We start from the raw sequence: 19,439 nt of genomic DNA, 5'->3' as shown, positions 1-19,439 counted from the left end.
TTTATCACTCCCTTAAGGTAATGCCACCCGGTGTGTTGGCGAGATTGGTTTTAAATCGTAAGCACGACCATTTTCGTTGAAATAGTTTTCGTATGATTTTTCGTATTCATCGCTTACTTCACGACGCAATTTACGTTGTTGCTCGCGGTTTTCTGGACGAATATCAGGAATAGCTGATATTAGGCGCTTCGTATAGATGTGCTGTGGATTATTATAAATTTCAGCACTAGTTGCTTCTTCCACAATGCGTCCGCGATACATAACACCGATACGGTCACACATATGGCGAATTACACCTAAATCATGACTAATAAATAGGTATGTTAGTCCGAGTTCAGATTGTAAATCTTGTAAGAAGTTTAAAACTTGAGCTTGTACCGACACGTCAAGCGCGGATACAGGTTCATCTGCGATAATAAGCTTTGGTTTTAGTGTAAGTGCGCGTGCAATACCAATCCGCTGTCTTTGTCCACCGGAAAATTCATGTGGGTATTTATACATAGACTCAGGATTTAATCCAACTTTATCAAGATAATCTTGAACAGCTCTACGCTCTTCATCAGGTGAGAGTTTCTCAAAATTCCGAAGTGGTTCAGCGATAATATCCATAACACGCTTCTTCGGGTTTAAGGATGAATAAGGATCTTGAAAAATCATCTGAATATCTTTTCGTTGTTCTCTTAGTTCTGAGCGACTTAATTTTGTTAAATCTTTATTATTAAAATGAATGCTACCGCCTGTCGCTTTTGTTAAGTGCATAATTGCTTTTCCGGTTGTTGATTTGCCGCTCCCAGATTCCCCAACGATTCCGTATGTTTCGCCAGGTTGTAATTCAAAACTTACGCCATCAACAGCGCGAACGTAATCTAATGTACGACCGAAAACACCACCTTTAATTGGAAAGTGTACTTTTAAATCTTCTACTTTAAGCAGTGCCATGAGTTACGTCATCTCCTTTCTTATGTTGGAAGTTGAAATGTTTGTAGCAAGTGCAACGTACCCAATGGTCTTGTTTTACTTCATGTAAAATGGGATTTTCTTCATGTTGATCAGGTCTAATCCATGGAATCCGTGCTTGGAATCGACAACCTGTGCGCGGTAACTTAGCTAATGTCGGTACAACGCCTTGAATAACATGTAATTTTTCTTTTTCAGCAGATGCAGACGGGATTGAATTTAATAAGGAACGAGTATATGGATGAAGAGGGTTATTAAAAATCTCTTCGACTGTTCCTGTTTCTACAACTTGTCCTGCATACATAACGACAATACGGTCAGCGGTTTCGGCAACGACGCTTAAATCGTGTGTAATTAAAATGATGCCCATTTTCGTTTGTTCTTGAATGGAACGTAATAAATCTAAAATTTGCGCTTGAATGGTTACATCTAGAGCGGTTGTAGGCTCATCTGCAATAATGAGTCCAGGCTTGCAAGCAATTGCAATTGCGATAACAATTCTTTGTCTCATTCCGCCAGATAATTCGTGTGGGTATTGTTTATATGTAAGTTCTGGTTTTGGAATACCAACTTGATGGAGTAGTTCTAAGGTGCGTTCTTTCTTTTCTGCTTTTGAAAGGCTTGTGTGGTAGTCTAAGTTTTCTTCGATTTGTTTTCCAACTGTCATAAGAGGATCGAGTGCTGTAAGAGGTTCTTGGAAAATCATACCGATGTTTGATCCGCGTACTTTATTCATTTCTGCGGTCGACATAGTTAGTAAATCCTTATCTCTATAGTTAAGCTGCCCTTGTAATTTTGTATTTGCTTCATTATGCAGTCGCATAATAGAAAGGGCAAGTGCACTTTTTCCGCAACCCGATTCACCAACTATCGCGACAATTTCATTTTCATGGACAGTTAACGAGACATCATCAACTGCTGCATGATATTGATCTTGTATGCGAAAGGAAGTTTGTAAGTTTTCAATGCGAAGAAGTGGATTCTTCATGGCTATCCCTCCATCTTTTCTGAAAAGACTAAATATTTTGTATGTTGTTGTTATTTTAATATAAATTGACAATGTTTGACAAGGGTAAGTTGAAAAAATATTCAAAAATCTTTTTATATAGAGATTGGATGCAGTTGTGTAAGTGGTTGGAGTGATTTGAAAACGCTAACATGAATAAGGGAGGGAAATGAATCTTTTGTAAGAAAAAAGATTTATATGTAGAAAAAAGAGAGGCATTCTAGGAAGAACGGTCTCTCTTTTTTTGGGAAGTATAATATTAGTAATTAAGCTTGCTTTGATTTTGCCGACCCTGTATTTAAAGTAAGGGCAAGGAAGAACATTGCAAGTATGCAAGATGCAAGTAATAAGATGAATCCGCCATCCCATCCGAATGCATCTACGATAAAGCCCATAGCGGCACTAGCGAAAGCTGCTCCGCCTAAGTAACCGAAAAATCCAGTTAAGCCTGCTGCAGTTCCAGCAGCTTTCTTTGGTGCTAAGTCTAGAGCGTGTAGACCAATTAACATAACCGGTCCGTAAATTAAAAATCCAATTGCGACAAGTGCGATACTATCAACCATTGGATTACCAGGAGGGTTTAACCAGTAAACAAGAACTGCGATAAATACACCAACCATAAATAAAATACCAGCAGGTGCACGACGTCCTTTAAATAGTTTATCACTCATCCATCCGCAAAGAAGTGTACCTGGAATACCAGCCCATTCATATAGAGCGTAAGCAGTACGTGAGCTACTATGAGTAAAGCTTTTTTCTTCTACTAAATAAGTAGGAGCCCAGTCTACAACGCCGTAACGTACGAAATACACAAAAACGTTCGCAATAGCGATGTACCATAAAAATTTATTGTTTAGTACGTATTTAAATAAAATTTCCTTTGCCGAAAGTTCGCGTTCGCGATCTTGTATTTTCTCATCTGGTGAATATTCTCCAGTATGTTCTTCAATAGAAGGTAGTCCACAAGATTGAGGCGTATCTTTCATTGTAATTAATACATAAATACCAACTAGAATTGAAAGAATACCTGGGAAGTAAAAAATACTTTTCCAGTCATTTGCAAAGAAGTATAAACCTAATGTTACAAGAGAAGGCATAAGCGCTCCGCCGACATTATGAGCGACGTTCCAAATAGACATTTTTGTACCACGTTCACTAACAGAGAACCAGTGAACCATCGTACGGCCACATGGAGGCCACCCCATACCTTGTACCCATCCATTTAAAAACTGAAGTACAAACATAAGTATGATGCTCGTTGTAATGAAAGAAAATGAACCGAAAATAATATTAATGATACCTGATAAAAATAGCCCAGCTGCTAAAAAGTAGCGAGGATTACAACGGTCAGATACGATCCCCATCAGGAATTTACTTAATCCATAAGCGATAGATACTGCTGAAAGGATAACCCCAAGTTCTCCTTTACTAAAGCCTTGTTCGATTAAGTATGGCATTGCTAGTGAAAAGTTTTTTCGAACAAAGTAGTAACCTGCATAACCAATGAAGATACCTAAGAATACTTGTAAACGTAATTTACGGTATTCGCTATCAACGCGATCAGCTGGTAAGCGTTCCGCGTGGGGCGCAGGTTTAAATAATTGTGTGAAAAACATAAAATGAAAATCCTCCCCTAATTAATTCGAAGCGTTTTAAGACAGAGAATATAAAAAGGCCATGAAATATAAAAAAGTTTCCTTTTTTATGATTCATAGCCGTGAACTCCAATTCTCCGTGACTGTCAATATTAACTTCGACGAAAATTATACAACTTTGTGACAAAAATGTAAACGTTTTTATGGATAAAAAGTATTGACGGATTTTGTTCGGGGGATTAATATTTAAATACGTTAAATATTTTATTGTTTAAATAAGAGGTGGATAACATGCCAAATGATATGACGCATATCGATAAAATTCAAGCTCTTGCTTTTTCGATTGGAAAGAAAATGCAGACGGAGTTATTAGAACAAATGCAAGCAACAGGACTTACACCACCGCAGTTTTATATTTTAAAGATTTTAGATCATTATGGGGCTTCAAGAGCGACAACATTAGCAAAAAAGATGTATGTGAAGCCTAGCGCGATTACAGTGATGATTGATCGTCTAATCGATCAAGAACTTGTAGAACGCTATCACGACAAAGATGACCGTCGTGTTGTCATCATCGAGTTAACGAAAAAGGGGAAAGCTAGAGTAGAAGAGGCAATGACAGCTCGCAACGAGCATATTGCAAAATACTTTTCACATTTAGAGTTGCAAGAAAGAGAAGATTTATTACGTCTCTTTGAGAAGTTAGAAACCATTATTTGCGGGACACAAGAGAAAAAAGAGAATAACTAAGAGGAATTGAGGAGATTACATGGAGCAACAAGAAAATCAAAATAGAAAGTTGTTGTTAATCGGTTTAATTATCGCGATGCTATTTGCTGCATTAGATGGAACAATTGTTGGTACAGCAATGCCACGTATCGTCGGTGACCTAGGCGGATTAAGTTTAATGACATGGTTAACAACAGCATATATGTTAACATCAACGACAGTTGTACCAATTGCAGGTAAATTAGCGGATTTACTTGGTCGTCGTAACGTATATATAACAGGGCTAGTTATTTTCATGATTGGTTCGGCGTTATGTGGTATGGCGAATGGTATGACAGAATTAATTATTTTCCGTGGTATTCAAGGTCTTGGTGGCGGTATTATGATGCCAATGGCTATGATTATTATTGGAGATATGTTTACGGGAAAAGAACGTGCGAAATGGCAAGGGATTTTTGGTGCGTTATACGGTCTTGCTTCTGTAATTGGACCACAAGTTGGTGGTTGGATTGTAGATGCAGTGAACTGGAGATGGGTATTCTACATTAACTTACCGGTTGGTATTTTAGCGACAATCTTTATCGCAATGGGCTTAAAATCACATAAACAAACGGGACCAATTAAAATTGATATCGCTGGAATCTTTACGATGATTCTCGGTGTTGTAAGTTTATTACTAGCGTTAACGTTTGGCGGAAAAGATTACGCATGGGATTCTTGGCAAATTATCGGTTTATTTGCACTAGCTGTAATTGGTATCGTTAGCTTTGTTATTGTTGAAACGAAAGCTGAAGAGCCGATTTTACCAATGCATTTCTTTAAAAATCGCACATTTACAATACTGAATGCGATTGGATTCTTTATGAGTATCGGAATGTTCGGTGCGATTATGTTCGTACCATTCTTCATGCAAGGTATTGTAGGAGTAAGTGCTGCTGAATCAGGAACAATTATGACTCCAATGATGATTACAATGATTGTGATGAGTATTATCGGTGGGCAACTTGTATTAAAAGTTGGTGTAAAACCACAAATTATCGCAGGTATGCTTATTATGGCCGGTGGTTTCTGGTTATTAACAACGATGGATATGCACACAACGAAGCTTACAGCTACTTCTTATATGATGGTTATCGGTTTAGGAATGGGTCTTGTAATGCCAACATTAACATTAGCGTTACAAGAAAGCTTCCCGAAAAAGGATCTTGGTGTCGTAACATCATCAAGTCAATTCTTCCGTCAAATTGGTGGAACATTTGGTATTACAATTTTAGGATCAATTATGAATAACACTTCAGGTACAACGTTAACAAATAAATTAGTACCTGTATTAGATACATTCCCGAAAGAAGCGGGACAAATGGTAACGAAATTTAAAGACATGATTCACACAGATCCACAAGGATTGTATTCAATGCTATTTAGCCCAGAGGCATTAAAACAAATGCCAGAAGCGTTCGCTAACAGCATTGTACCTATTTTGAAAAACTCTTTAGTAGACTCGCTTCATACTGTATTCTTAACAGGATTAGTATTTATTGTAGTAGGTGCTATCTTTACGATTTTCTTACAAAAAATTAAACTATCAGATCGTAAAAAAGATGCTGAAGAGCCTGCTGTAGAAGAAAAAGAAAAAACTGTATCATACTCGTAATGAAGAAGCATCGCCTTATGGCGGTGCTTTTTTGAGTATAAACTTAAAAGCTTTTTAGTGAGAAATGATTGACGTATTTGTATAAATACGTTATATTATTTTCTGTAAACGGTTACATGAAATGGGGAGAAAAGAGAATGAGTACGATCAAAGACGTTGCGAAATTAGCGGGAGTATCTGTTGCGACCGTTTCCAGAGTTCTAAATAAAAATGGATATGTTCACGAAGATACATTAAAAAAGGTAGAGCGTGCAATTGAGATGTTAGATTATAAGCCCAGTACAGTAGCGCGTTCACTGTATAATAAAAAGTCCCGTTTAATTGGCTTAGTTGTTCCAAATATCGTGAATCCATTCTTTCCAGAAGTTGCACGTGCCGTAGAAGATGTAGCACATAAACAAGGTTACACAGTTGTCCTTTGTAACTCTGATGAAAGTTTAGAAAAAGAGAAACAATACATTGATGTACTTAGACAAAATAATGTAGATGGATTTATTGTAGCAACGAATCCACAAAATAGTGTTAATTACATGAATTTATCTGTTCCAGTCGTTGCGATTGACCGTCTGTTTAATGAGCGTATACCTACCGTGTATGCAGATAACTATGCGGGAAGTCAGGCTGCGACAAAGTTGTTACTAGATAAAGGATGTAAACATATTGCACATATTCGAGGTCCACGTGATGTGAGTACTGCAAATGAACGTTTTGAAGGTTTTGTAGACGTTATTACGCAAAATAATCTTTCGTATATGATTGCAGAGAGCACGTTTGATCCAGCAAATAGTGAGCGTGTAGCGATGGAATTATTAGAAGAATACCCGCATATTGATGGTATTGTTGCTGGAAATGATTTAATTGCGATCGGTATTGTAAAGGCTGCACTTCAAAAGGGGATTGCCATTCCAGATGATTTACAAATTATCGGATTTGATGGAATTTCTTTAACAGAAATGATGTATCCATCTATTACAACAGTTGCACAACCGATATATGAAATGGGGAAAATTGCAACAGAGTTGTTGTTAGAGCAAATGGAAGGAAATGCATTAGAAGAGAAACACTATCGTCTACCGATTGAAATTATAGAACGAAATACAACGAAGTAAGGAGATGAAACAGATGCCGAATATTGCAGTAGTAGGAAGCATTTCAATGGACTTAGTGGCTGTTTCAAAAAAACGGCCGAAAGCAGGAGAAACAGTAATTGGTGAAGCGTTTCATACAATTCCAGGAGGAAAAGGGGCAAACCAAGCAGTTGCTGCAGCTAGATTAGGAGCAAATGTAGCGATGGTTGGAGCGGTAGGAACTGATGATTACGGAACGGTAGTTAGAAAAAATTTAGAGAACGAACGCATTTTTATCGACTATGTGGTACCGGTTACAGATGGAACGACAGGAATTGCTCATATCGTTTTAGCAGAAGAAGATAACAGTATTGTTGTCGTACAAGGAGCAAATGCTCTTGTAAATAAATCAGTTGTAGATCGCTCAAAAGACCTTCTTATAAAAGCAGATATGGTTGTTCTGCAACTAGAAATTCCACTTGAAACAGTAAAATATGTATTGGCTATTTGTGAGGAGCATAATATTCCAGTTATGTTAAATCCAGCGCCAGCACAAGTGCTAGCAGAAGATATTTTAGAAAAGGCAACTTATATTACGCCAAATGAACATGAGTGCCGCATTGTATTAGATGATTTCAAATCACCAATTGAAGATTTATTGGCGAAGTATCCAAATAAACTATTGATGACAGAAGGTTCTAACGGTGTTCGTTTCCATAATGGAACGGAGATTGTACATGTTCCTAGCATTGCTGTTGATGTAGTGGATACAACTGGAGCTGGTGATACATTTAATGGTGCGTTAGCAGTTGCACTTTCTGAAGGAGAGACACTTCAAAAAGCAATTCGTTTCGCGAATATTGCCGGTGGTCTTTCTGTGACGAAACTTGGAGCACAGGGCGGTATGCCAACGAGAGATCGAGTACGTGAAGTGCAGGTGATTGTTGGATGAAAAAGCATGGTGTATTAAATAGTGAAATTGCGGCAGTCCTTGCTTCACTTGGGCATACAGATACAATTGTAATTGCTGATTGCGGGTTACCGATTCCTGACGAGGTAAAACGAATTGATTTAGCTGTTGAGATTGGAAAACCGAGTTTTTTAGAGGTGTTACAAGTTGTAGCTGATGATATGGCAATTGAAAAAGTGACGTTAGCAGAAGAAGTCATTATAAATAATGCGGAAGTGAATAAAGAGATTGAGCTGAAATTAATAGAGCCAGCATTTGAGTATGTATCTCATGAACAATTTAAAGAGCATACAAAGAAAGCGAAGGCAATTATTCGTACAGGCGAAGCTACGCCTTATGCAAATGTAATTTTACATGCAGGCGTGATTTTTTAATAAAGGGAAGTGATGAGAATGCATATTGAAATGAAAAATATTTCAAAAGCGTTCAATGGCAATCCTGTTTTGAAGAATGCACAGTTTATGATTGAAACAGGAGAAGTCCATGCATTGATGGGGGAAAATGGAGCGGGTAAATCAACGCTCATGAAGATTTTAACAGGTGTATACAAAAGAGATGGTGGAACAATCACGATTGATGGGCAAGAACGTACGTTTAAAAATGCGAAAGAAGCTGAAGAGTATGGCATCGCATTTATACATCAAGAACTAAACATATTGCCGAATTTAACAGTAGCTGAAAATATGTTTCTCGGCAAAGAGTTAATGTATGGGAAAACAGGTATTTTACGCACGCGACAAATGAACGCGATTGCGCAGCAACAGCTAGCAGAGCTAGGATTGCATGTGAAAGGTGCTATGCTAGCTGGAGAACTATCGGTTGGACAACAGCAAATTATTGAAATTGCGAAAGCATTGATGACAAATGCGAGTGTTATTATTATGGATGAACCTACTGCGGCATTGACGGATCGTGAAATCGAAACGCTCTTTACAGTAATCAATAAGTTACGTAAAGAAGGTGTTTCATTCGTTTACATTTCGCATCGTATGGAAGAGATTTTCTCAATATGTGATGCTATTACGATTTTGCGTGATGGAGAATATGTCGGAAAGAGATTAATTCCAGAAACATCGTTTGATGAAGTAGTGAGTATGATGGTGGGGCGCAGCATTGGTGAACGTTACCCAGAGCGAAATACTCAAATTGGTGATGTCATTTTTGAAATGCGTAACGGAACGAAGAAAGGGAAATTTGAAAATGTTTCGTTTCAAGTGAGAAAAGGTGAAATCCTTGGTGTTGCTGGTTTGATGGGGGCTGGACGTACGGATATTATGAAAGCGATATTTGGGTATGAACCTTTAGACTCTGGGGGAATTTTTATAAATGGACAAGAAGTAAAGATTGATAGTCCGATAGATGCGATTAGACAAAGAATTGCTTTCATTACAGAGGATAGAAAATCTGAAGGGTTAGTGTTAGATTTCTCAATTCGAGAAAATTTATCGTTACCGAATTTAGAAAGTCTTTCAAAGGGAAGCGTTCTGAGCAGCGAGCTAGAACAACAGTTTACAGAAGATATGATGAAGCTTCTTAATGTGAAAGCAGCTAGCGGAGAGCAGGCAGTGAAATCTCTTTCTGGTGGAAATCAGCAAAAGATTGTAATCGCAAAATGGCTAGGTATTCATCCGCAATTACTCATTTTAGACGAGCCAACAAGAGGTGTAGATGTTGGAGCGAAAAAAGAAATTTACTCTATCATGAATAAGCTTACAGAGCAAGGCGATGCCGTTATTATGGTATCATCTGAGCTTCCGGAAGTTTTAGGGATGGGTGATCGAGTTCTTGTCATTCATGAAGGGAAAATCGGCGGCATTTTAGAGAAAGATGAGGCATCACAAGAGTCTATTATGGCACTAGCTACAGGGGGAGAGTAAGGATGGCTAAGAAGGGGAATGTATTACAACAACTCGGGTCTTTAATTGGACTAGTATTAATTATTGTAGTAATTACAGCTTTAAATCCAGCATTTATTGAAATTCCAAATTTATTTAATATACTGCGTCAAGTATCGATTAATGCGCTTATTGCATTCGGAATGACCTTCGTAATTTTAACAGGGGGTATTGACTTATCGGTAGGTTCTATTTTAGCATTATCAAGTGCACTTGTTGCTGGAATGATGGCAAGTGGCATGGATCCGTTCCTTGCAATGGCAGTTGGATTATTAGCAGGTCTTGTAATGGGGATTGTAAACGGTATCATTATAGCGAAGGGAAAAGTAGCTCCATTTATTGCAACTTTAGCAACAATGACTATTTTTCGTGGGTTGACGCTTGTTTATATGGACGGACGTCCGATCACTGGTCTTGGTGATCATTTAATGTTCCAAATGTTTGGCCGCGGTTATTTTCTTGGTATTCCGGTACCAGCTGTTACAATGATGATCGCTTTCGCAGTACTGTACTTCATTTTGAAGAAAACGACATTTGGCCGCCGTACATTTGCAATTGGTGGAAATGAAGAGGCAGCAGCACTATCAGGTATTAATGTTACGAGAATTAAAGTAATGATTTACGGTCTTTCCGGAATTTTGGCAGCGCTTGCAGGTATTGTCTTAACATCACGACTAGATTCTGCACAGCCGACTGCAGGTACTTCTTACGAATTAGATGCAATTGCAGCAGTTGTATTAGGTGGAACAAGTCTTTCTGGGGGAAGAGGATGGATTGTTGGTACATTCATCGGTGTACTTATTATCGGTGTACTAAATAACGGTTTAAATTTATTAGGTGTATCTTCTTTCTTCCAGCAAGTTGTAAAAGGACTTGTAATCTTACTAGCTGTATTAATTGATCGCCGAAAAGAAGCGTAATGGAGGGACAGTTCATGAAGAAATGGTTACTTATACTCGTTGCATGTATTATGGTCATTACTGCTGGTTGTTCAATGGAACCACCAGAATGGGCAAAGGATTCTAGCGATAAAGGTCGAAATAAAACTATTAAAGTTGGATTCTCTGTTTCAACTTTAAACAATCCCTTTTTTGTAACTTTGAAAAAAGGTGCAGAAAAGAAAGCGAAAGATAGTGGCATCGAATTAATTGCTGTTGATGCACAAAATGATGCAGCAAAGCAAACGAACGATGTTGAAGATTTAATTCAAAAGGGTGTCGATGTAGTTGTTATTAATCCGACCGATTCAGATGCTGTTGCTTCAGCAGTAAGTGCGGCAAATGCAGCAAATGTCCCTGTTATTACAGTAGACCGCGTTGCGAATTCAGGTAAGGTTGTTTCTCACATTGCATCTAATAATATCGAAGGTGGTCAAATGGCTAGTGATTACATTCGTGAATTAGTTGGCGAAGGAGCAAACGTTGCTGAGTTAGAAGGAATCCCTGGATCTTCTGCTGCTCGTGAACGTGGGAAAGGATTCCATAACGTAGCCGATAAGTCTTTAAAAGTAGTTGCCAAACAAGCGGCTGATTTTGATAGAGCGAAAGGATTATCTGTTATGGAAAACATTTTGCAAGCGAATAGCGATATTAAAGCCGTGTTTGCGCATAACGACGAAATGGCATTAGGTGCACTTGAAGCATTGAAGTCTGCTGGAAAAACAGATGTAGTCGTTGTTGGATTTGATGCAACAGAAGATGCTGTGAAAGCGGTTAACGATGGGCGTATGGCTGCAACAGTCGCTCAAAAACCGGAATTAATCGGGGAGAAGGCGATGCAAACAGCAAAAGAGATAACACAAGGTAAGAAAGTGGACAAATCTATTCCGATTGAATTAGAGCTTATTAAAAAAAATAAATAAATATAAAATGAAAATTAGGAAGGAAGAATAACAAATGAAATTCTTTATTGATACAGCAAACATTAACGAAATTAAAGAGGCAAATGCATTAGGTGTAGTAGCTGGAGTAACGACAAACCCATCACTTGTAGCAAAAGAAGGCGTAGATTTCCATGAGCGTATTCGTGAAATTTGCAGCTTTATAGAAGGACCTGTAAGTGCAGAAGTAATTAGCTTAGAAGCTGATAAAATGATTGAAGAAGGAAAAGAGTTAGCGAAAATTGCTCCAAACGTTGTTGTAAAAGTTCCAATGACAACGGAAGGTTTAAAAGCAGTAAAAGCGTTCTCTGATTTAGGAATTCGTACAAACGTTACATTAGTATTCTCAGCAGTTCAAGCATTACTTGCAGCTCGCGCTGGTGCGACATACGTTTCACCATTCTTAGGCCGCTTAGACGATATTGGTCATAACGGTATGGACTTAATTCGCCAAATCGCAGAAATCTTTGCAATTCACGGTATTGAAACAGAAATCATTGCAGCATCTGTACGTCACAGCGTTCACGTAACTGACGCAGCATTAAACGGTGCACATATTGCAACAATCCCAGCAAACGTAATTGCTTCATTAGTGAAGCACCCATTAACAGATCAAGGAATTGAGAAATTCTTAGCTGATTGGGAAAAAACACAAGAGAAATAATAGAAAATCGAGAATCCTAGTTTAATTGACTAGGGTTCTTTTTTTGTTTGAAAGAATTTTCATGCAATTTTGCATATTGTCTTTTAAATTTTTAATATAAGCTATTTAATATATACAAATCACTCTTTATTTTTTATATTTTGATATAAAGTGAAACTTTAATTAGTGGGGGGCTTTGTTCATCCCCCCACTAATTATTAGTTGAACCAATCGGGCTTTAACGGGCAGTTATCTCCCACCTAACTTCCTCGCAGTCACCGAATTTTGAGGTGGGAGTCTTACTGCCCGTTAAAGCGGGATAAAAAGATAGAGGGTCTGACCAGAAAACTGGAGGGCATGATTCTATAACAGAAAGTTTAATGTTTATAGAATTATGCCTTTTTATATAGGGAGGGAAGAAAGTAGAGATTTTGATTAAAATGCACTTATTTATCTGAATTTTAAGTTTTATAAAAGGAGAGACATAGGATGAGAAGAAAAGCTCCATTTAAAGTGTTGTCATCATTAGCAATTGCGGCAATTATTGGATGTACATCTGTAATGAGTGCTCCGTTAGCATACGCAGAAACGGTAGCAAAAGCGAAAGATAATGTGTCTACAACACCAATTGATTACAATTTAATTCAAGAAGATCGCTTAGCGGAAGCGCTGAAGGAAAGAGGAACAATTAATCCAGCAGCTTCTAAAGAAGAGACGAAAAAAGCCGTCGAGCAATATATTGAAAAGAAACAAGGAGACCAGGCGAATAAAGAAATTCTTCCAGATGCTCACTTACAAGAAACATCTGATTTCACGAAAAAAGTAAAAGAGAAAAAGATGGAAGAAAAGGAAAATGTTAAAAAGGCTGAAAAAAATGTTAGCCCTGAGCAAAAGCCAGAACCAAATAAAAAGCAATTGAATGGGCAAGTTCCAACTTCAAAAGCAAAGCAAGCTCCATATAAGGGCTCTGTTCGATCGGATAAAGTATTAGTGTTACTCGTTGAATTTAGTGATTATAAACATAATAATATCGATCAAACACCAGGTTATATGTATTCGAAAGACTTTAGTAGAGAACATTATCAAAAGATGTTGTTCGGTAATGAGCCTTATACATTATTTGATGGTTCAAAAGTAAAAACGTTTAAACAATACTATGAAGAGCAGTCTGGTGGTAGTTATACGACAGACGGATATGTAACGGAGTGGCTAACTGTTCCAGGAAAAGCATCTGATTATGGAGCTGATGGTAGCAGTGGTCATGATAATAAAGGTCCGAAAGGTGCACGTGATTTAGTGAAAGAAGCTTTACATGCGGCAGCTGAGAAAGGACTGGATTTATCTCAGTTCGATCAATTTGATAGATATGATACAAATGGTGATGGGAATCAAAATGAACCTGACGGTGTAATTGATCATTTAATGGTAATCCATGCTGGTGTCGGTCAAGAAGCTGGTGGGGGTAAATTAGGTGATGATGCAATCTGGTCACATCGTTCAAAATTAGCAGTAGATCCAGTAGCGATTGAAGGCACAAAATCAAAGGTAGATTACTTTGGTGGAAAAGTAGCGGCACATGATTACACAATTGAACCAGAAGATGGTGCAGTTGGTGTGTTTGCACATGAATTTGGACATGATCTTGGTTTGCCGGATGAATACGATACAAAATATACTGGAGCCGGATCGCCAGTCGAGGCTTGGTCATTAATGAGTGGAGGTAGTTGGACAGGAAAAATCGCAGGAACGGAGCCGACTAGTTTTTCACCACAAAATAAAGACTTCTTACAAAAGAATATGGGTGGCAACTGGGCAAAAATATTAGAAGTAGATTACGATAAAATTAAGAGTGGTGTGGGAGTTCCTACATATATTGATCAAAGTGTTACGAAATCCAATCGTCCAGGCGTTGTACGTGTTAACTTACCAGGTAAGAGTGTTGAAACGATTAAGCCTGAGTTTGGAAAGCATGCATATTATAGTACAAGAGGAGACGATATGCATACAACGTTAGAGACACCATTCGTTGATTTAACAAAAGGAACAAATGTAAAATTCGATTATAAAGCAAATTATGAGTTAGAAGCAGAGTGCGATTTTGTCGAAGTACATGCTGTAACGGAAGATGGAACGAAAACATTGATTGATAGACTTGGAGAAAAAGTAGTCCAAGGCGATAAGGATACAACAGATGGAAAATGGATTGATAAATCATATGATTTAAGTCAATTTAAAGGAAAAAAAGTGAAACTACAATTCGACTATATTACAGATCCAGCTGTAACATATAAAGGTTTCGCAATGGATAATGTAAATGTAACGGTTGATGGACAAGTAGTATTTTCTGATGATGCAGAAGGACAGTCCAAAATGAAATTAAATGGATTCGTTGTTTCTGATGGGACAGAGAAGAAACCTCATTATTATTATTTAGAATGGAGAAACTATGCTGGATCAGATAATGGGTTAAAAGCGGGAAGAGGTCCGGTATATAATACAGGCCTTGTCGTTTGGTATGCGGATGATAGCTTCAAAGATAACTGGGTTGGAGTGCATCCAGGTGAAGGCTTCCTTGGTGTTGTAGATTCTCATCCAGAAGCACTTGTTGGTAACTTGAACGGGAAACCAGCGTACGGGAATACGGGCATGCAAATTGCAGACGCTGCATTTTCATTTGATCAAACGCCAGCATGGAGTGTAAATTCGTTAACACGTGGACAATTTAATTATAATGGATTACAAGGTGTTACAACATTTGATGATTCAAAAGTATACAGTAATAAACAAATTGCTGATGCAGGACGCAAAGTTCCAAACCTTGGACTTAAATTCCAAGTTGTTGGACAAGCAGAAGATAAGTCGGCAGGTGCTGTTTGGATTAGACGTTAATAAAATAAAAGCACATTCTTCAAATGAAGGATGTGCTTTTTAATTTGTACAGTAAGTTATTATTTTAGTTCATGTAATACAAATGTTTATTCATGTGTAGTGTATCAAATTATGTGGGGAAAGGAAATATTTCCGAGGAAATTGTCGAAGTATCGTCGGTATTTATAAACTTTCTTTTTAAAAGAAGAGAAGTATTATTGCCTTTACGGCTCAATTTATTTACATTGTTATTTGGTTATACACAAAAGTAATATATTGGGCAAAAAAGAGTTCTATTCGATAGGGCTCTTTTTATAGATAGAAAGGAGTAAGCGATAAATGAAAGAAGTAATTGGATGTCCACAATGTGAAGGGGATATTACTGTACAACATATTATTGATATCCCGCATCCTTTTTCATTAAGGTGTCCACATTGTAAGGTGAAGTTGAAAGAAATAAGGATAACGCCATGTTTAATATTAGCGATGATTTGTATAATTCCACTGTTTATTATTATTGGAGAGAGTATTAAGGAATTACTAGTAAAATATTTTTCTTTTGTAGATAATGTACCAACTGTACTTATTTTCTTTTTATTTTGTTATCCATTGTATTATTTTTATGAAAAATATAACGCTATATTGTTTATTAAATATGGTTTATTGAAAGTTAAAAGTTGAATTAAATAGGAGATTATCATTATGCTTTGGAAAATCTATTTAGTTATTGTAGCAATGTTAGCTATTATTTCGTTAGTAAGGGGCATGTTTCAAACACCACTTCAAAAGTTTGACTTTGTAGTTTCTATTATTACGTGGATAGGGCTCTTTGGTTTTGTATTTGATGTACAAATATTAACCTCAATTGTTTGGAGATGTATCTTCGTGTTTAGCATCATTTGGACTTTAACTGCAGTTTTTGTTTTTCGTTTATATGAAGAGCGAGATGAGCCGTTACCTTTTATATTTAAATTAATTGGCGTTATTCCAACTCTTCCATTATATTACGGATTATATCAATATGCATTTTAAAAAAGACAACGATGGATTACCCCATCATTGTCTTTTTTACTTTGTTTCTTACATAAATCATCCCAGCAAATGTTAACAAAAATGCCGTTCCGATAATGAAGCTTGCACTAGGTGATGCTCCGATTGCGCCGACTGTAAAGGAGCCAGCAACAACTCCTAATGAGAAGAAAGCATAAAATAATCCGAATGCCTTTCCGCGGTTATCGTCTGTAGTATTTTCAACGAGTAAAGCGTTAATAGATGGGAAGAGGATAGCGAATCCAATTCCATAAATCATCATTACGATAAAGAGCATACCCTTTGTGGCAAATAATCCGAGTAAAGATAATGCGAATGCCATAACCGCAATTCCGATTAGCATTAGTTTTGAACGATTAAATCGATCGTAAATACGATTTGTTGGAAGCAAGAAGAAGAGGATAGCAGTAATGCCAAATACACTTAACATCATGCCTGTGGTAGATGCTTTAAGTGCTAATGCCTCAACTTTTACTGGTAACATATAAGTGACAATTCCTTGTGAAAACATTAATGTAAAAGCACCAATATATGCTTGTAATAATGGTTCTGATTTTAATAGTTCAACCATATCTTCTTTGTTCATCATTTGCGTTCTTGATGTATCTTTTCTTGATACGTTATTTGGTAAGAAGAATAGAGATACAATTGTACCAAGAGCCATTAAAATAGAAATAGTAATGAAGACCCATTCTACGCCAGCTGTTGCTTTCATAATACCGCTGAAAGCAGGTCCTACGATTGCCGCTGTTCCAACAGCAGCACCAGATAGAGCCATTGCTTTTCCTTGCCTTTTTGCATTTGTTTGTTTTGATAAAAATGTAAAGGCAGCAGGAATTAAAAAGCCATCACTAAATCCATGCATAAAGCGAACAACTAATAGTTGTTCACCACTTTGAACAACGGTGTATAACAAGACTATGAAACTCGTAATTCCCATGCTTATATAAAGGATTTTTTTTGCACCAAATTTATCGACAGCGGCTCCAGCAATAATATTCCCGATCATATTAGCGAATGAGTACATACCGACAACCAGCCCGATAATAAGAGGGCTTCCTCCAAGGCTTTGAGCGAAAGTACTCATAATAGGTAATTGTGAAAATGTATCTAAAAATGCCACGATAACGATAAAGTAAATAAAATATTTCAAGCGATATTCACCTCTCCTATGCTATTATGGCACAATGCTAATTTCACCTGCAATGAAATTGAATTAACAGATGTGGAAAAAAGTACAAAGTGACAAAATATTGAACATTATTTGTAAAAAATTAGTGGGAATGTGATTGTTTTTTTGAAATATATGGATAGAAGTATTATAATAGAATTGTAAACTTCACCAGGTTAAGTATATACATAGAGAGGGATGTATAAAATGAAAGCACTACTTTGGCATAATCAACGTGATGTACGAGTAGAAGAAGTACCAGAACCAACAGTAAAACCAGGAACAGTGAAAATCAAAGTTAAATGGTGTGGTATTTGTGGGACAGACTTGCATGAATATTTAGCAGGGCCTATTTTTATTCCAACAGAAGAACATCCATTAACACATGTGAAAGCACCTGTTATTTTAGGTCATGAGTTTAGTGGTGAGGTAATAGAGATTGGTGAAGGAGTTACATCTCATAAAGTGGGAGACCGCGTTGTTGTAGAACCAATTTATTCTTGTGGTAAATGTGAAGCTTGTAAACATGGACATTACAATGTTTGTGAACAACTTGTTTTCCACGGTCTTGGCGGAGAAGGCGGCGGTTTCTCTGAATATACAGTAGTACCAGAAGATATGGTTCATCACATTCCAGATGAAATGACGTATGAACAAGGTGCGCTTGTAGAACCAGCAGCAGTAGCAGTTCATGCAGTACGTCAAAGTAAATTAAAAGAAGGGGAAGCTGTAGCAGTATTTGGTTGCGGTCCAATTGGACTTCTTGTTATCCAAGCAGCTAAAGCAGCAGGCGCAACTCCTGTTATTGCAGTTGAACTTTCTAAAGAACGTCAAGAGTTAGCAAAATTAGCAGGTGCGGATTATGTATTAAATCCAGCAACTCAAGATGTGTTAGCTGAAATTCGAAACTTAACAAATGGCTTAGGTGTAAATGTTAGCTTTGAAGTAACAGGTGTTGAAGTTGTACTACGCCAAGCGATTGAAAGTACAAGCTTCGAAGGACAAACTGTAATTGTTAGTGTATGGGAAAAAGACGCAACAATTACTCCGAATAACTTAGTATTAAAAGAAAAAGAAGTTATTGGTATTTTAGGGTACCGTCACATCTTCCCAGCTGTTATTAAATTAATTAGCTCTGGTCAAATTCAAGCAGAGAAATTAATTACGAAAAAAATTACAGTGGATCAAGTTGTTGAAGAAGGATTTGAAGCACTTGTAAAAGATAAAACACAAGTGAAAATTCTTGTTTCGCCTAAATAAGATAGAATCGAAAAGAGTAGCCCTTTTCTAGAAATAGAAGAGGGCTACTTTTTTTCTATACTGAAAGATGATAGACTTTCCTTTGACTAAATGTATTTTTGTTTGGAAGGGGGAGTCTGGTGCTTTCATTTTTGTTAACTTTAAAACGAATGTTAAGAGCCTTTTTACGAGCGTGGAAAGATAAAGAATTTCAAGTGTTATTTGTATTAACAATTTTGACTTTAATATCGGGTACGATTTTTTATAGTACGGTTGAAGGGCTACGTCCTTTAGATGCGTTATATTTTAGTGTTGTGACATTGACAACTGTAGGAGATAAAGATTTTAGTCCTCAAACGGATTTTGGAAAGATTTTCACGATATTATATATATTTATTGGAATGGGATTAGTGTTCGGTTTTATTCGTAAATTGGCGACTAATGTACAATTACCAACGATATTATCAAATAAAAGAAAAGAGTAGGGCATTTAGATAAAATGTACCCTATAGAATAGACACTTGAAAAAAAGTCTATTCTATAGGGTATTTCTTGTATAATAAAAGGGAAATTGGGATCGGAGAATGTTGAAAATGACAAAAAAGCTATTTACAGAAAGAGAAATTCAAATTCTATCAAATAACTTATACGTAAAATCTGTAAGTCAGAAAGGTATCACCTATACAGAGGAATTTAAGCATATTTTTATTGAAGAA

At 37.0% G+C, this 19,439-nt stretch carries 18 protein-coding genes; 14 read left to right on the top strand and 4 right to left on the bottom strand.

The genetic code is table 11. The features are described 5' to 3' along the window. Window positions 1-12 precede the first annotated feature (12 nt). The 3 genes from COK05_RS18310 to glpT all read right to left on the bottom strand — a co-directional run bounded on the left by COK05_RS18310 (window position 13) and on the right by glpT (window position 3,579). Window positions 13-939, bottom strand: coding sequence for an ABC transporter ATP-binding protein (locus COK05_RS18310; protein WP_098613730.1), 927 nt, complete (start codon window positions 937-939; stop codon window positions 13-15). After that, complete coding sequence (locus COK05_RS18305) at window positions 926-1,945, bottom strand: ABC transporter ATP-binding protein (RefSeq protein WP_098613729.1); 1,020 nt, start codon at window positions 1,943-1,945, stop codon at window positions 926-928. The genes COK05_RS18310 and COK05_RS18305 overlap by 14 nt, the downstream gene beginning before the upstream one ends. A 284-nt stretch (window positions 1,946-2,229) precedes the next feature. Further along, on the bottom strand, window positions 2,230-3,579 hold the full coding sequence (glpT, locus tag COK05_RS18300) for a glycerol-3-phosphate transporter (protein WP_098613728.1): 1,350 nt from the start codon (window positions 3,577-3,579) through the stop codon (window positions 2,230-2,232). 270 nt (window positions 3,580-3,849) lie between these two features. On the opposite strand from glpT, the gene COK05_RS18295 reads away from it, so the two are divergent. The 12 genes from COK05_RS18295 (at window position 3,850) to COK05_RS18235 (ending at window position 16,295) form a co-directional block, all read left to right on the top strand. Continuing rightward, window positions 3,850-4,308, top strand: coding sequence for a MarR family winged helix-turn-helix transcriptional regulator (locus COK05_RS18295; protein ID WP_001132365.1), 459 nt, complete (start codon window positions 3,850-3,852; stop codon window positions 4,306-4,308). Window positions 4,309-4,327: 19 nt separating this feature from the next. Continuing rightward, window positions 4,328-5,941, top strand: coding sequence for an MDR family MFS transporter (locus COK05_RS18290; protein ID WP_098613727.1), 1,614 nt, complete (start codon window positions 4,328-4,330; stop codon window positions 5,939-5,941). Window positions 5,942-6,078: 137 nt separating this feature from the next. Beyond that, the gene (rbsR, locus tag COK05_RS18285) at window positions 6,079-7,050 is read left to right on the top strand and encodes a ribose operon transcriptional repressor RbsR (protein ID WP_098613726.1); all 972 of its coding nucleotides are present in this window, start codon (window positions 6,079-6,081) and stop codon (window positions 7,048-7,050) included. Window positions 7,051-7,063: 13 nt separating this feature from the next. Next, on the top strand, window positions 7,064-7,960 hold the full coding sequence (gene rbsK / locus COK05_RS18280; RefSeq protein ID WP_098613725.1) for a ribokinase: 897 nt from the start codon (window positions 7,064-7,066) through the stop codon (window positions 7,958-7,960). Further along, entirely contained in the window at window positions 7,957-8,352 is a 396-nt protein-coding gene (gene rbsD, locus COK05_RS18275) for a D-ribose pyranase (RefSeq protein WP_098613724.1), read from the top strand. The genes rbsK and rbsD overlap by 4 nt, the downstream gene beginning before the upstream one ends. Before the next feature lie 18 nt (window positions 8,353-8,370). Further along, on the top strand, window positions 8,371-9,855 hold the full coding sequence (rbsA, locus tag COK05_RS18270; protein ID WP_098613723.1) for a ribose ABC transporter ATP-binding protein RbsA: 1,485 nt from the start codon (window positions 8,371-8,373) through the stop codon (window positions 9,853-9,855). Window positions 9,856-9,857: 2 nt separating this feature from the next. Further along, window positions 9,858-10,793 carry an ABC transporter permease subunit gene (locus COK05_RS18265; protein ID WP_001074641.1) on the top strand — a complete coding sequence of 312 codons (936 nt, stop codon included), beginning with the start codon at window positions 9,858-9,860 and terminating at the stop codon, window positions 10,791-10,793. A 14-nt stretch (window positions 10,794-10,807) separates the two neighbouring features. Next, window positions 10,808-11,734: a ribose ABC transporter substrate-binding protein RbsB gene (gene rbsB, locus COK05_RS18260; protein ID WP_000758976.1), complete on the top strand. Its 927-nt coding sequence runs from the start codon at window positions 10,808-10,810 to the stop codon at window positions 11,732-11,734. Between the two features lie 34 nt (window positions 11,735-11,768). Next, entirely contained in the window at window positions 11,769-12,416 is a 648-nt protein-coding gene (gene fsa / locus COK05_RS18255; protein ID WP_000667666.1) for a fructose-6-phosphate aldolase, read from the top strand. 468 nt (window positions 12,417-12,884) lie between these two features. Beyond that, the gene (inhA2, locus tag COK05_RS18245) at window positions 12,885-15,284 is read left to right on the top strand and encodes a M6 family metalloprotease immune inhibitor InhA2 (protein ID WP_098613721.1); all 2,400 of its coding nucleotides are present in this window, start codon (window positions 12,885-12,887) and stop codon (window positions 15,282-15,284) included. A 318-nt stretch (window positions 15,285-15,602) separates the two neighbouring features. Then, on the top strand, window positions 15,603-15,944 hold the full coding sequence (locus tag COK05_RS18240) for a hypothetical protein (protein WP_098613720.1): 342 nt from the start codon (window positions 15,603-15,605) through the stop codon (window positions 15,942-15,944). A 21-nt stretch (window positions 15,945-15,965) separates the two neighbouring features. Then, window positions 15,966-16,295 (top strand): hypothetical protein, encoded by a 330-nt coding sequence (locus COK05_RS18235; RefSeq protein WP_098613719.1) that lies wholly within the window; start codon window positions 15,966-15,968, stop codon window positions 16,293-16,295. Between the two features lie 16 nt (window positions 16,296-16,311). Here COK05_RS18235 and COK05_RS18230 read toward each other — a convergent pair whose 3' ends face one another. Continuing rightward, entirely contained in the window at window positions 16,312-17,466 is a 1,155-nt protein-coding gene (locus COK05_RS18230; protein WP_098613718.1) for an MFS transporter, read from the bottom strand. Window positions 17,467-17,691: 225 nt separating this feature from the next. Here COK05_RS18230 and bdhA point away from each other — a divergent pair, with 225 nt between their 5' ends. Together bdhA and COK05_RS18220 are read left to right on the top strand one after the other, a co-directional pair. After that, the gene (gene bdhA, locus COK05_RS18225) at window positions 17,692-18,744 is read left to right on the top strand and encodes a (R,R)-butanediol dehydrogenase (protein WP_000645827.1); all 1,053 of its coding nucleotides are present in this window, start codon (window positions 17,692-17,694) and stop codon (window positions 18,742-18,744) included. Between the two features lie 119 nt (window positions 18,745-18,863). Next, window positions 18,864-19,208, top strand: a complete 345-nt coding sequence (locus COK05_RS18220; RefSeq protein ID WP_098613717.1) for a potassium channel family protein — start codon at window positions 18,864-18,866, stop codon at window positions 19,206-19,208. Window positions 19,209-19,439 lie beyond the last annotated feature (231 nt).

The sequence above is a fragment of the Bacillus cereus genome (genome assembly GCF_002567495.1).
Classification (GTDB): domain Bacteria; phylum Bacillota; class Bacilli; order Bacillales; family Bacillaceae_G; genus Bacillus_A; species Bacillus_A cereus_AQ.
This window is presented reverse-complemented; position numbering and strand designations above follow the sequence as displayed.

Excerpts from the sequence above, each read along its gene's own strand:
- COK05_RS18310 (WP_098613730.1), bottom strand. The coding sequence starts at position 939 with ATGGCACTGCTTAAAGTAGAAGATTTAAAAGTACACTTTCCAATTAAA.
- COK05_RS18305 (WP_098613729.1), bottom strand. The coding sequence starts at position 1,945 with ATGAAGAATCCACTTCTTCGCATTGAAAACTTACAAACTTCCTTTCGC.
- glpT (WP_098613728.1), bottom strand. The coding sequence starts at position 3,579 with ATGTTTTTCACACAATTATTTAAACCTGCGCCCCACGCGGAACGCTTA.
- COK05_RS18295 (WP_001132365.1), top strand. The coding sequence starts at position 3,850 with ATGCCAAATGATATGACGCATATCGATAAAATTCAAGCTCTTGCTTTT.
- COK05_RS18290 (WP_098613727.1), top strand. The coding sequence starts at position 4,328 with ATGGAGCAACAAGAAAATCAAAATAGAAAGTTGTTGTTAATCGGTTTA.
- rbsR (WP_098613726.1), top strand. The coding sequence starts at position 6,079 with ATGAGTACGATCAAAGACGTTGCGAAATTAGCGGGAGTATCTGTTGCG.
- rbsK (WP_098613725.1), top strand. The coding sequence starts at position 7,064 with ATGCCGAATATTGCAGTAGTAGGAAGCATTTCAATGGACTTAGTGGCT.
- rbsD (WP_098613724.1), top strand. The coding sequence starts at position 7,957 with ATGAAAAAGCATGGTGTATTAAATAGTGAAATTGCGGCAGTCCTTGCT.
- rbsA (WP_098613723.1), top strand. The coding sequence starts at position 8,371 with ATGCATATTGAAATGAAAAATATTTCAAAAGCGTTCAATGGCAATCCT.
- COK05_RS18265 (WP_001074641.1), top strand. The coding sequence starts at position 9,858 with ATGGCTAAGAAGGGGAATGTATTACAACAACTCGGGTCTTTAATTGGA.
- rbsB (WP_000758976.1), top strand. The coding sequence starts at position 10,808 with ATGAAGAAATGGTTACTTATACTCGTTGCATGTATTATGGTCATTACT.
- fsa (WP_000667666.1), top strand. The coding sequence starts at position 11,769 with ATGAAATTCTTTATTGATACAGCAAACATTAACGAAATTAAAGAGGCA.
- inhA2 (WP_098613721.1), top strand. The coding sequence starts at position 12,885 with ATGAGAAGAAAAGCTCCATTTAAAGTGTTGTCATCATTAGCAATTGCG.
- COK05_RS18240 (WP_098613720.1), top strand. The coding sequence starts at position 15,603 with ATGAAAGAAGTAATTGGATGTCCACAATGTGAAGGGGATATTACTGTA.
- COK05_RS18235 (WP_098613719.1), top strand. The coding sequence starts at position 15,966 with ATGCTTTGGAAAATCTATTTAGTTATTGTAGCAATGTTAGCTATTATT.
- bdhA (WP_000645827.1), top strand. The coding sequence starts at position 17,692 with ATGAAAGCACTACTTTGGCATAATCAACGTGATGTACGAGTAGAAGAA.